A 12,264-nucleotide genomic window follows, 5' to 3' on the forward strand; every position below is an offset into this window, starting at 1 on the left:
AATCCCCCTTTCGTATACTCTCCCTAAAACTTAAAATCCTTTATCATTATCATGAAGACCGTACTGCTCAAAAAATTCATCTCGGAAATCAAGCAGCCTGTCATCCATAATCGCTTGTCTGACATTACGCATCAATTGTATTAAGAAATGCAAGTTATGATACGTTGTCAGTCGGAGCCCGAAGGTTTCATCCGCTTTAATCAAATGTCGCAAGTAAGCACGTGAATAATTGCGACAGGTATAACAATCACAAGCAGGATCGAGCGGGCCAAAATCACTTGCATATTGGGCATTGCGAACGACAAGACGACCTTGGCTGGTCATCGTTGTCCCGTTGCGAGCAATTCGGGTTGGAAGTACACAATCGAACATATCCACACCACGGATAGAGCCTTCAATCAAAGCATCAGGCGAACCCACGCCCATCAAATAACGTGGCTTGTTGGTGGGAAGCAGAGGAACCGTATAATCGAGCACTTCATACATCAAATGTTTCGGTTCACCTACGCTCAGTCCACCAATAGCATACCCCGGGAAATCCATGGAAGTCAAATCCGCAGCGCTTTGCTTGCGCAGATCTTCATGCATGCCTCCCTGAACAATGGCAAACAGACCTTGATCATGAGGACGCGCGTGTGCCTCTAGACAACGCTCAGCCCAACGGCTGGTGCGTTCCAGTGACTTTTTCACATACTCATATTCAGCCGGAAACGGCGGACATTCATCGAAGGCCATCATAATATCTGAGCCAAGTGAGTTTTGAATTTCCATCGCCACTTCAGGCGAAAGAAACTTTTTATCTCCATTTAAATGAGAGCGAAAATGAACACCCTCCTCTGAAATCTTGCGCATTTCACTTAAAGAAAACACCTGGAATCCGCCGCTGTCCGTTAAAATAGGGCGATCCCAATTCATAAACTTGTGCAGTCCACCCGCTTCACGAATAATATCGTGGCCAGGACGAAGAAACAAATGGTACGTGTTACTCAAAATAATTTGAGCATCCATCGCTTTCAGTTCCTCAGGACTCATCGTTTTAACAGTCGCTTGAGTTCCCACAGGCATAAAGGTTGGTGTCTCAATAACTCCGTGAGGAGTGTGTACACGCCCGAGACGGGCTCCCGATTGCTTGCAGGTTTTGATATGTTCGTATCTTATTGCTGGTGCCATATTTTCTCTACCATCCTTAATTAATAAATGAACATTGCATCCCCGAAGCTGAAAAACCGATATTGTCGGTCAATCGCCTCCTGGTAAGCATGCATAATATTCTCCCTGCCCGCCAGTGCGCTGACCAGCATAACCAAGGTGGATTTGGGCAAATGAAAATTCGTAATCATCGCATCCACCACACGGAATTCATAGCCTGGATAAATAAAAATCTGTGTCCAGCCACTACTGGCCTCTAATACTCCATCACCAAATTTATTACCCACCGTCTCCAGCGTCCGGCAACTGGTCGTCCCCACCGCCACGACTCTTCCACCGCGCGCCTTGGTTTCATTGAGCACATCGGCTGTTTCCTGTGACAATGAATAGTATTCTTCATGCATTACATGCTCTTCAATCGTATCCACAGACATCGGTCTGAACGTCCCTAAGCCAACATGAAGTGTGATAAAGGCAACGGTAACGCCCTTCTTTTTAATCTGGTCCAGCAATTCTTCTGTAAAGTGCAGCCCTGCCGTTGGAGCCGCAGCCGAACCTTCATGCCGAGCATAAACGGTCTGATAACGCTCGCGGTCATCCAGTTGTTCCTTGATATACGGCGGAAGCGGCATTTGGCCCAAGCGGTCCAATATCTCCTGGAAAATACCGTCATATGAAAATGACAGTACCCTGCCGCCCATATCTCCTTCTTCCTCAATTACTGCTTTCAGCTCATCACCGAAAACGATAACAGCACCCTTTTTCAGCTTTTTACCAGGTTTCACCAATGCTTCCCATCGGTCCCCTTGCAGTTGCTTAAGCAACAAAACCTCAGCCTTAGCTCCCGTGTCTTCCTTGATGCCAAACAAGCGTGCAGGAATCACTCTCGTATCGTTTAATACCAACGTATCCCCTGGTTGGAGATACTGCACAATATCCGAAAACGTATGATGGCCCACTTCACCGTTATTTTTGTTTAATGTCAGTAATCTGGAAGCGCTCCGATCAAGCAAAGGCGTCTGTGCAATTAATGTTTCAGGCAGTTCAAAATCGTAGTCGTTTACGTTCATATATTGGTCAGTCCTTAACTATATCCACATTTTTATAATAGTGTTGCAAAATTTTCTTGTAATCATACCCCTGCTCGGCCAAACCATTGGCACCCCATTGGGATAAGCCCAAACCATGACCATTTCCTTTACCTGTAAAAATAAAGCTTTGTGTTTTGTCAATGACTCGTGCATGACGATCTTCATTCATGACGATCACCCCGTTACCACTTGAAGTACTGCTGCCAGATGCGGACAGGATTTGAGTGCCTTGTGTACCACTTACATGAGAAGTAGCCCCATCAGCGCCTAATACAGTATAACTTCCGGTACTCGCAATATCAAACAGTGTGCTCGGGAGTCCGCCCATTGCTGAGCGAAACATATCCGGATACTTCACTTTCAAAGGGGATCCGTTCGCTTCAACCTCCAACACTCGCCCTGATGGACCACGTTTGGTGACATCGAGGTGATTAATAGAGGAAGGCACTGTACCCGTTACTTTCCCTTGCAGGGATTTAGCAAGCTGAGCTGACGTAAAGGGCCCCCTCACCCATGCATAGTCTCCGGACTGAGGCACCTTTTCTAATACAATGATCTCTTCACCCGGCTGCGCCTTGGCTATTGGTGTAACCGTCGATTGAATTTGGGGAATAGGACGCACATTTGTATTTTCCGCAGTGACGGTGATTTTGTCTAACCCCGCTTCTGTGACACCCTCCAGTTCCTTAGCATTATCCTCACGAATATACCCTGTCTTGCCACTGGAGAGAAGTACATGATACCATTCCTGTGCTCCTTTTTGCGCCGAAGTATCCCCTGAGCTGTCTACGCTGGCAAAGGCTTCGCCACCACTGTTCCACACCTCAGAAGCATCTGCTGTCACACCGCCCGCATTAGATGAAAATACAGCTTCGACCACTTTGCCGCCACTTTTAATGACTTCACCAGCTGTTGCATCTACAGCCTCATTGACATTGGCATGTTCCGAGCTCTTACCGTTGTAAGCCTGGCTTAACGTGCCGTCTACCACATTGCCGATCTGAAACCGATTGCCTTGGGCAAGCGCGTAGCTACGAGCCGCTACCGCTTGAGCCTTGAGCGCTTCATCTGGCCATGAGGAATAGACCTCTGCTCCTACCACGGAATACAAATACTGCTCCAAAGGAACTTCGTTCACAAGCGCCAGCTGACCTGACGTCATGCCAATCTCCATCTCGCCGCGATATATACGCTGTGATCTTTCCATCACTTGTATTCCATCATTACCACCGCTGACAATTACCTTGCTATTATCAGAACCACTTAGTTTGTAATGAGACATCACCTGCGAGCCAGTCGTGACTCCTGCTTCCTGTCTTATAATGAGGCCGGTTTGAGTAGCATTAACTTTAGACAGCGTGAGTCTCGGTTGCTTGCTCTCCAACTCAGTTTTCAAAGCCAACAGCTTGCTGTCATTACTTTCTTCTCCAACCCACACAGCATACTGACCTCTTGATTGAATCACAGTAAAAGCATCAAAGCCCGCCGCAGCAATTGTCGTTCGAACGAGATTAGCTTCCTGCTCGCTTCCGTAGCTTCCAGTGGACCAATGCTTGTTTCCCTTCACCTCGGCCTGCGCTCCGGTTGCCGAGGAAATCCGCTGTACAGCAGCCTGCGCAGACTGTTCACTAGCATATATTCCCGCGTACACTTGATACACAGAGCTACCATTTTTTGAACCGATAAAAACCGTAGGTTTATCATTAGTCTTTTGCAGGGCTTGCGCCGCTTTTATCGCCGCTGCTTCATTTCCTTCAAGTACCTTCACCCGATAGCTGTCTACACTAAAACGAGCTGTACTGTCTGGCAGTCCCATCCAAGTTTGAAAGCTGCCTCCACTGTTCTGTCCAACACTCAGACCTCCTGATGATTTCAAGGTTACAGCGGGGACTGTCGCTTTATATTTGCTACCTAGATCCGCAAAAATCACTACACGAATATCCTCTTGGGCGGCGGCAGCGTGAACGCCCGAAGACCAAGGTATGCACACTGTAGCTAATACCATAATCGCTGCTGCTCGTTTGGCCCGGCCCATCCATGCACCGAAAATACTTTCTCGGTTAAATGCTTTTCCACTCATTTCTGGCTCCCCCAATCTAGCTGCCTAGCACTTATATTTGCGTAATTTATCGGGCTCTCGATCCTTGTCTGTCCCTTTAAATACATCGGCGGAATAAGCCAAAATGTAAACCCGCCAAAATCTTACTTATACTCTCATTTCCTCAGTCATCCGTCAGCCGATATCGTATTCACCATACTTGCATGTAACCATGCAATGATTTTTTTTAAAAGTGCATCATGTTTCCTAATCACCGTGGATCCGTTGGCATGGGGATTCCAAGGTGGGCATATGCCGCCGGAGTCACTGTTCGTCCCCGAGGTGTTCTTTGTAAAAGACCAATTTGTAACAAATAGGGTTCATACACGTCCTCAATAGTCTGACTCTCTTCACCAATGGTTGCAGCAATTGTGTCCAATCCTACAGGTCCGCCCCGGAATGAATGAATCATGGCCTTAAGCATTTTATGATCAATTTCATCCAGCCCGAGAGGATCTATTTGAAGTCTCTTTAGTGCCTCTGCAGCCAACTCAGAATGGATAATTCCGTCTCCGGCAACCTGGGCAAAATCACGCACCCTTTTTAATAGTCGGTTGGCAATACGCGGTGTCCCCCGTGAACGCAATGCGATTTCCTCCGCCGCATCCCCGACAATTTCAATCTCCATAATATCCGCGTTCCTAGACACAATGTAAGCCAGCTCGTCTGTCGTATAAAACTCTAATCGACTAATAACACCAAACCGGTCACGCAATGGCGCAGAGAGCAGCCCAGCGCGCGTAGTGGCCCCTATAAGTGTAAAGGGTGGCAAATCCAGACGGACTGAGCGTGCACTCGGGCCTTTACCAATCATAATATCCAGCGCAAAATCCTCCATCGCCGGATACATGACTTCTTCCACCGTACGATGAAGGCGATGAATCTCATCAATGAACAAAACATCACCCTCTTGAAGATTGGTCAGCAATGCTGCCAAATCTCCCGGTCTTTCAATTGCAGGACCTGAAGTCGTACGCAGATTAACCCCCAACTCATTGGCAATAATGTTAGCAAGAGTTGTTTTACCCAACCCAGGCGGTCCGTACAACAGTACATGGTCCAACGCTTCTTTACGCATTTTGGCCGCTTCAATATATACTTTCAGATTTTCCTTAACCTGATTTTGCCCGATATATTCATTTAGATAACGGGGGCGAAGGCTTAGCTCCGCCGTCTGGTCTTCCATCATCAAATTGGCGGAAATAATCCGGTCATCCATATTCCATCGCTCCTCTTTTCACCAGACACTTGTTAACGGACATCCGCGTCCTATCCGGCAAACAACAGTTGCAAAGCCCGCTTCATCAAAATATCGGCAGATTCATCAGGTTTTGCATCTTTCTTCATTCTGCTCCATACCTTATCCAACTCAGTATCAGTATAACCGAGGGCCTTGAGCGCCTCACGGGCCTCGCCCCAATATGAACCTTCGCCTTCTTCTACGACAGGCTCAGCAAACAATCCGGTTGCCATCCCCAACGAGCCAATACCGTCCAGCTTGTCTTTCAAATCCAGAATCATACGTTGTGCCGTCTTTTTACCGATCCCCGGTAACTTGGTGAGAAATGTGATATTCTCCTGATAAATCGCCGTTACCACATGAGCAGGCGTACCGCCTCCTAAAATACCAAGCGCAACACGCGGTCCAATACCAGATACATCAATCAGTTTACGGAATAGCTGCTGCTCCTCACGGGTCGCAAAACCGAACAGTAAAATAGCATCTTCCCTTACATGATGGTGAATATAAACAACCACTGGACCTTCAGTTTTGGCGAACGCGTAAGGATTCGGACAAAATACCCGGTACCCTACACCCTGTACATCTAAAACGACATATTCATTTTCCAAATGGGCCACAGAACCACGCAAGAAATCTATCATTTTCGCAATACCTCATTTAATTTTGAATTTAGTCCATAGGAGTGCGCATGACAAATAGCCACCGCCAAAGCATCCGCTACATCGTCCGGTTTCGGCACAGTTTGAAGCTTTAGAAACATTCTAACCATTTCTTGTACCTGTTTCTTCTCAGCCTTACCATACCCTACAATAGCCTGCTTTACCTGCATCGGCGTGTATTCACCTATAGGCAAATTACGTTGTTTTGCAGCCAGCACCAGCACCCCACGTGCCTGACTTACAGACATAGCGGTTGTAACGTTGCGATTAAAAAAGAGCTTCTCCAGTGCTACTGCATCAGGCTTATATTTATCTATTAATTGCAACATGCCTTCATACACATGAAGCAGCCTTTCTTCTTCCGGTGTATGAGCCTCCGTCTGGATGCAGCCATACTGTACAGGCACCACTTTACTGCCAATCTTGTCTACAAACCCGAAGCCCACAATAGCAATACCCGGATCAATTCCTAGAAAACGCAAAAAAATCTCTCCTCTATCGCTCAATCATGGCGTAACTAACCAATAGTCAACGTTATCCTGAATATACTCAAAAGCCAAATACCATATAAAGCGAACATATGTGTCGTTCTTTTCATTATAACAAAACTTTGTATCTAATAGAGGAAAAAATTTAAACATGAGTAAAAACATAAAAAGAGACGCTTCAAGCCTCACCTCATGGGCAAAGCCTAACGTCTCGCAGTTGTAATCAATAGTGCTGTTTTAATACCCTTTGTGTTCGCTCCACGGCAAAGTCACTAAAAGTGGAAATTACACTGTTATACTCATTTATATCCTGTACACGGATTCCCTGCTGAAGTTGTTTATACACCCCTTCTGGCAAGGCCGTCTCCATGGAACCCACATCCAATTGAAAAAAAGTGCGGATAACTTTTTCTCTTTTAGGCAGTCCTTCATACAATGTAAGCTGGCCGTCAGTGCTCAAACCCATGTATCCACGCTCTTTGCATGACTCTGACAAGTCTTCCACCCTGCGTTCCAGCCACACCTCTCCTTTGGTATTAAGTCGTCCCTTCCAATCGGGATGTTGCTTCAGTAAGGTCTCTAGCTGCTGTGAACTTAGCGTTCCCAAGGAAAGTGTTTCCGTACCACATACGTAGGTGGTTAACAGACGGGTCTTCCTGCTTATACCGGAAGCACGAATACTTTGTAATAGTTGCATATGTGAGGAGTGATCTTCAGTTGGACCCAGATGTGAAGCCTCCTCCATGCCCTCCTCTGCCATGACGGTAGTAGCGAGTGGCTGTGACAACATAGCCTGCATATAATTCGATAACAGAATACCCAACCCTGCCAGCAAACAAGCCGCACCCAAAATGCTACAAGCCCACACTGTTCTTCTCCACTGTTTCCAGCGCCGTTTCATCTGCTTTTTCCAACTTAATCGCTTCACAGTAATCCCTTCCGTCCCACTTTTTGTGTTAGTGTGACCTGGTGATTACTGATTTATACAAAAAGATAATTAATATAACAAAAAAGCCGCTGCTTCCAGCGACTTTCCTTTTGAATCGGGATGACACGATTTGAACATGCGACCCCCTGGTCCCAAACCAGGTGCTCTACCAAGCTGAGCTACATCCCGAAATACATGCCGGTGAGAGGACTCGAACCTCCACGGTTTCCCTCACGATTTTGAGTCGCGCGCGTCTGCCAATTCCGCCACACCGGCTTATGAAGTTAATGGCGCGCCCTGAGAGATTCGAACTCCCGGCCTTTTGATTCGTAGTCAAACGCTCTATCCAGCTGAGCTAAGGGCGCAAATATGGAGCGGACGACGGGAATCGAACCCGCGACCCTCGCCTTGGCAAGGCGATGCTCTACCGCTGAGCCACGTCCGCAATATCATTATATCCATGACATATAAGTGCATGAATGGTGAGCCATGAAGGACTCGAACCTTCGACACCCTGATTAAAAGTCAGGTGCTCTACCAACTGAGCTAATGGCTCCCAACAGGGTAACATAACTTTGTAAAAATGGCGGAACTGACGGGATTCGAACCCGCGATCTCCTGCGTGACAGGCAGGCATGTTAGGCCTCTACACCACAGTTCCATAGCAGTTTACATTCAAAGTTAATTGGTTGCGGGGGCAGGATTTGAACCTGCGACCTTCGGGTTATGAGCCCGACGAGCTACCGAACTGCTCCACCCCGCGATAATATAAGGGACTTCTATTTAAATAAATGGTGGAGGCTGAGGGGTTCGAACCCCCGACCCTCTGCTTGTAAGGCAGATGCTCTCCCAGCTGAGCTAAGCCTCCATATTACTTATGACCCGTAGGGGATTCGAACCCCTGTTACCTCCGTGAAAGGGAGGTGTCTTAACCCCTTGACCAACGGGCCATACAATAAAATAATTATGGCGGAGAGAGAGGGATTCGAACCCTCGAGACGCTTTTGGCGCCTACACGATTTCCAATCGTGCTCCTTCGGCCAACTCGGACACCTCTCCATATGGCTCCCCGAACAGGACTCGAACCTGTGACAACTCGATTAACAGTCGAGTGCTCTACCAACTGAGCTATCAGGGAATAATAATCATAAAGCTCTGCTTGGCGACGTCCTACTCTCCCAGGACCCTGCGGTCCAAGTACCATCGGCGCTGGAGGGCTTAACGGTCGTGTTCGGGATGGGTACGTGTGGAACCCCTCCGCTATCGCCACCAAACATGAATTTGCTATGCAAATTCTTCCGTAAGGTTATTCGCTTCATCACTTATCGTATGAATGAATAGCTATGCGCTTGTTGTATGTCACTTGTACATACGTTCAAGGTTACACCCTGAAAACTGGATCCGAAACTCATTACGCTTTATCTTAGGATAAGCCCTCGACCGATTAGTATTGGTCAGCTCCATGCATTACTGCACTTCCACCCCCAACCTATCTACCTCGTCGTCTTCAAGGGGTCTTACTAATTGGGAAATCTCATCTTGAGGGGGGCTTCACGCTTAGATGCTTTCAGCGCTTATCCCTTCCGTACATAGCTACCCAGCGGTGCTCCTGGCGGAACAACTGGTACACCAGCGGTACGTCCATCCCGGTCCTCTCGTACTAAGGACAGCTCCTCTCAAATTTCCTACGCCCACGACAGATAGGGACCGAACTGTCTCACGACGTTCTGAACCCAGCTCGCGTACCGCTTTAATGGGCGAACAGCCCAACCCTTGGGACCTACTTCAGCCCCAGGATGCGATGAGCCGACATCGAGGTGCCAAACCTCCCCGTCGATGTGGACTCTTGGGGGAGATAAGCCTGTTATCCCCAGGGTAGCTTTTATCCGTTGAGCGATGGCCCTTCCATGCGGTACCACCGGATCACTAAGCCCGACTTTCGTCCCTGCTCGACTTGTAGGTCTCGCAGTCAAGCTCCCTTCTGCCTTTGCACTCTTCGAATGATTTCCAACCATTCTGAGGGAACCTTGGGGCGCCTCCGTTACTCTTTAGGAGGCGACCGCCCCAGTCAAACTGCCCACCTGACACTGTCCTCGCACCGGATTACGGTACCAAGTTAGAACCTAGATACGATCAGGGTGGTATCCCAAGGATGCCTCCCCTCAAGCTGGCGCTCAAGGCTCAACGGCTCCCACCTATCCTGTACAGATCGTACCCAAATTCAATATCAAGCTGCAGTAAAGCTCCATGGGGTCTTTCCGTCTTGTCGCGGGTAACCTGCATCTTCACAGGTATTAAAATTTCACCGGATCTCTCGTTGAGACAGCGCCCAAGTCGTTACGCCATTCGTGCGGGTCAGAATTTACCTGACAAGGAATTTCGCTACCTTAGGACCGTTATAGTTACGGCCGCCGTTTACTGGGGCTTCGGTTCATAGCTTCGCCCCGAAGGGCTTACCACTCCCCTTAACCTTCCAGCACCGGGCAGGCGTCAGCCCGTATACTTCGCCTTGCGGCTTCGCACAGACCTGTGTTTTTGCTAAACAGTCGCTTGGGCCTTTTCACTGCGGCCCCCTCGGGCTATTCACCCTACCGAGGCACCCCTTCTCCCGAAGTTACGGGGTCATTTTGCCGAGTTCCTTAACGAGAGTTCTTCCGCGCGCCTTAGAATTCTCTTCTCGCCTACCTGTGTCGGTTTGCGGTACGGGCACCTTCTCCTGGCTAGAGGCTTTTCTTGGCAGTCTGAGATCATGACCTTCGCTACTACAATTTTCGCTCCCCATCACAGCCCAGCCTTAACGATGTGCGGATTTGCCTACACATCAGCCTCACTGCTTAGACGGACATCCATCCGTCCGCGTCACTACCCTACTGCGTCACCCCATCGCTCATAACGGATTACGGTGGTACAGGAATTTCGACCTGTTGTCCTTCGACTACGCCTATCGGCCTCGCCTTAGGTCCCGACTTACCCTGAGCGGACGAACCTTCCTCAGGAACCCTTAGGCTTTCGGCGGATCTGATTCTCACAGATCTTTTCGTTACTCATACCGGCATTCTCACTTGAATGCAGTCCAGCGCTCCTTACGGTACACCTTCAACCCGCATTCAACGCTCCCCTACCCCTGATGCAAGCATCAAGCCATAGCTTCGGTGGTGTGTTTAGCCCCGTTACATTTTCGGCGCAGAGTCACTCGACCAGTGAGCTATTACGCACTCTTTCAATGGTGGCTGCTTCTAAGCCAACATCCTGGTTGTCTGTGCAACTCCACATCCTTTCCCACTTAACACACACTTGGGGACCTTAGCTGATGGTCTGGGCTGTTTCCCTTTCGACAATGGATCTTAGCACTCACTGTCTGACTCCCGGAACTAAATCTATGGCATTCGGAGTTTGACTGAGCTTGGTAACCCTTGCGGGCCCCGCACCCAATCAGTGCTCTACCTCCACGATTCTTTTTTCCGAGGCTAGCCCTAAAGCTATTTCGGGGAGAACCAGCTATCTCCGGGTTCGATTGGAATTTCTCCGCTACCCCCACCTCATCCCCGCATTTTTCAACATGCGTGGGTTCGGGCCTCCAGTGCGTGTTACCGCACCTTCACCCTGGACAGGGGTAGATCACCCGGTTTCGGGTCTACGTCCACGTACTCATTCGCCCTATTCAGACTCGCTTTCGCTGCGGCTTCAGCTCTTCACCTTAACCTTGCACGGGAACGTAACTCGCCGGTTCATTCTACAAAAGGCACGCCATCACCCATAGATCGGGCTCTGACTTCTTGTAAGCACACGGTTTCAGGATCTATTTCACTCCCCTTCCGGGGTGCTTTTCACCTTTCCCTCACGGTACTGCTTCACTATCGGTCGCCAGGGAGTATTTAGCCTTGGCAGATGGTCCTGCCGGATTCATACGGGGTTTCACGTGCCCCGCACTACTCGGGATCCGTCTCGGAGAGAACAAGTTTTGAACTACAGGGCTTTTACCTTCTCTGGCGGGCCTTTCCAGACCTCTTCATCTAACCGGTTCCTTTGTAACTCCATGTGAGACGTCCCACAACCCCAAGGAGCAAGCTCCTTGGTTTGGGCTAATCCGCGTTCGCTCGCCGCTACTGACGGAATCACTATTGTTTTCTCTTCCTCAGGGTACTTAGATGTTTCAGTTCCCCTGGTCTGCCTCTATTCTGCCTATGTATTCAGCAGAAAGTGACTGTCGATGAAGACAGCCGGGTTTCCCCATTCGGACATCCCCGGATCAAAGCTTGCTTACAGCTCCCCGAGGCCTTATCGTTGTTCGCCACGTCCTTCGTCGGCTCCTGGCGCCTAGGCATCCTCCGTGTGCTCTTTGTAGCTTAACCTAGTATTTACATCGTAAATACGATTTGCTTTGAATTTCGGTTCAACACTTACGTGTGAATGAAATTCAAGGCAGCTACCTTTATTTCACTTGTTTACACAAGATCAGCTTAAAGGAATATTCTAAAACGCAATTTCGTTTCGGTATCCAGTTTTCAAGGTGCAATTCGCTTCATCGAAGCGAAACCCGATGAATATTTCGGTTCCACACGAACCTGTGAATGAAGTATTCGTCGAAGCTTGAGAGTTTGAACTCTC

Annotated in this window: 7 protein-coding genes, 11 tRNA genes and 2 rRNA genes; all 20 read right to left on the reverse strand. The window is 48.7% G+C overall.

The window, feature by feature from the left end; translation table 11 throughout:
* Nucleotides 1-30: 30 nt before the first annotated feature.
* The 20 genes from tgt to NSS94_RS18600 all read right to left on the reverse strand — a co-directional run bounded on the left by tgt (nt 31) and on the right by NSS94_RS18600 (nt 12,008).
* Nucleotides 31-1,170, reverse strand: coding sequence for a tRNA guanosine(34) transglycosylase Tgt (tgt, locus tag NSS94_RS18505; protein WP_039275028.1), 1,140 nt, complete (start codon nt 1,168-1,170; stop codon nt 31-33).
* Between the two features lie 20 nt (nt 1,171-1,190).
* Nucleotides 1,191-2,219, reverse strand: a complete 1,029-nt coding sequence (queA, locus tag NSS94_RS18510; RefSeq protein ID WP_029514801.1) for a tRNA preQ1(34) S-adenosylmethionine ribosyltransferase-isomerase QueA — start codon at nt 2,217-2,219, stop codon at nt 1,191-1,193.
* 7 nt (nt 2,220-2,226) lie between these two features.
* Nucleotides 2,227-4,320, reverse strand: a complete 2,094-nt coding sequence (locus tag NSS94_RS18515) for a SpoIID/LytB domain-containing protein (RefSeq protein WP_341039877.1) — start codon at nt 4,318-4,320, stop codon at nt 2,227-2,229.
* Nucleotides 4,321-4,549: 229 nt separating this feature from the next.
* Complete coding sequence (gene ruvB, locus NSS94_RS18520) at nt 4,550-5,557, reverse strand: Holliday junction branch migration DNA helicase RuvB (protein ID WP_013372650.1); 1,008 nt, start codon at nt 5,555-5,557, stop codon at nt 4,550-4,552.
* A 50-nt stretch (nt 5,558-5,607) separates the two neighbouring features.
* A complete protein-coding gene (gene ruvA / locus NSS94_RS18525) occupies nt 5,608-6,222 on the reverse strand; it encodes a Holliday junction branch migration protein RuvA (protein ID WP_340886233.1) in 615 nt (204 codons plus the stop codon).
* Nucleotides 6,219-6,722 (reverse strand): crossover junction endodeoxyribonuclease RuvC, encoded by a 504-nt coding sequence (gene ruvC / locus NSS94_RS18530; protein ID WP_029514797.1) that lies wholly within the window; start codon nt 6,720-6,722, stop codon nt 6,219-6,221. The genes ruvA and ruvC overlap by 4 nt, the downstream gene beginning before the upstream one ends.
* Nucleotides 6,723-6,951: 229 nt before the next feature.
* On the reverse strand, nt 6,952-7,656 hold the full coding sequence (locus NSS94_RS18535; protein WP_029514796.1) for a BofC C-terminal domain-containing protein: 705 nt from the start codon (nt 7,654-7,656) through the stop codon (nt 6,952-6,954).
* 115 nt (nt 7,657-7,771) lie between these two features.
* Nucleotides 7,772-7,845, reverse strand: a tRNA-Pro gene (locus tag NSS94_RS18540).
* A gap of 7 nt (nt 7,846-7,852) precedes the next feature.
* Nucleotides 7,853-7,932, reverse strand: a tRNA-Leu gene (locus tag NSS94_RS18545).
* Nucleotides 7,933-7,944: 12 nt separating this feature from the next.
* Nucleotides 7,945-8,021, reverse strand: a tRNA-Arg gene (locus NSS94_RS18550).
* A 5-nt stretch (nt 8,022-8,026) separates the two neighbouring features.
* A tRNA-Gly gene (locus NSS94_RS18555) sits at nt 8,027-8,101 on the reverse strand.
* A 35-nt stretch (nt 8,102-8,136) separates the two neighbouring features.
* Nucleotides 8,137-8,212: transfer RNA gene (locus tag NSS94_RS18560), tRNA-Lys, on the reverse strand.
* A gap of 28 nt (nt 8,213-8,240) precedes the next feature.
* A tRNA-Asp gene (locus tag NSS94_RS18565) sits at nt 8,241-8,317 on the reverse strand.
* A 25-nt stretch (nt 8,318-8,342) separates the two neighbouring features.
* Nucleotides 8,343-8,419, reverse strand: a tRNA-Met gene (locus NSS94_RS18570).
* A gap of 29 nt (nt 8,420-8,448) precedes the next feature.
* Nucleotides 8,449-8,524, reverse strand: a tRNA-Val gene (locus NSS94_RS18575).
* Nucleotides 8,525-8,534: 10 nt separating this feature from the next.
* Nucleotides 8,535-8,606, reverse strand: a tRNA-Glu gene (locus NSS94_RS18580).
* 17 nt (nt 8,607-8,623) lie between these two features.
* A tRNA-Ser gene (locus tag NSS94_RS18585) sits at nt 8,624-8,715 on the reverse strand.
* A 3-nt stretch (nt 8,716-8,718) separates the two neighbouring features.
* A tRNA-Asn gene (locus NSS94_RS18590) sits at nt 8,719-8,794 on the reverse strand.
* A 19-nt stretch (nt 8,795-8,813) separates the two neighbouring features.
* Nucleotides 8,814-8,930 (reverse strand): 5S ribosomal RNA (gene rrf, locus NSS94_RS18595).
* A 150-nt stretch (nt 8,931-9,080) separates the two neighbouring features.
* Nucleotides 9,081-12,008, reverse strand: a 23S ribosomal RNA gene (locus NSS94_RS18600).
* Between the last annotated feature and the right edge of the window lie 256 nt (nt 12,009-12,264).

The sequence above is a fragment of the Paenibacillus sp. FSL L8-0644 genome, assembly GCF_038008165.1.
Taxonomy (GTDB): Bacteria; Bacillota; Bacilli; order Paenibacillales; family Paenibacillaceae; genus Paenibacillus; species Paenibacillus polymyxa_D.

Bases quoted from the DNA above. Each gene is read 5' to 3' on its own strand.
- tgt (WP_039275028.1), bottom strand. From the start codon at position 1,170: ATGGCACCAGCAATAAGATACGAACATATCAAAACCTGCAAGCAATCG.
- queA (WP_029514801.1), bottom strand. From the start codon at position 2,219: ATGAACGTAAACGACTACGATTTTGAACTGCCTGAAACATTAATTGCA.
- NSS94_RS18515 (WP_341039877.1), bottom strand. From the start codon at position 4,320: ATGAGTGGAAAAGCATTTAACCGAGAAAGTATTTTCGGTGCATGGATG.
- ruvB (WP_013372650.1), bottom strand. From the start codon at position 5,557: ATGGATGACCGGATTATTTCCGCCAATTTGATGATGGAAGACCAGACG.
- ruvA (WP_340886233.1), bottom strand. From the start codon at position 6,222: ATGATAGATTTCTTGCGTGGTTCTGTGGCCCATTTGGAAAATGAATAT.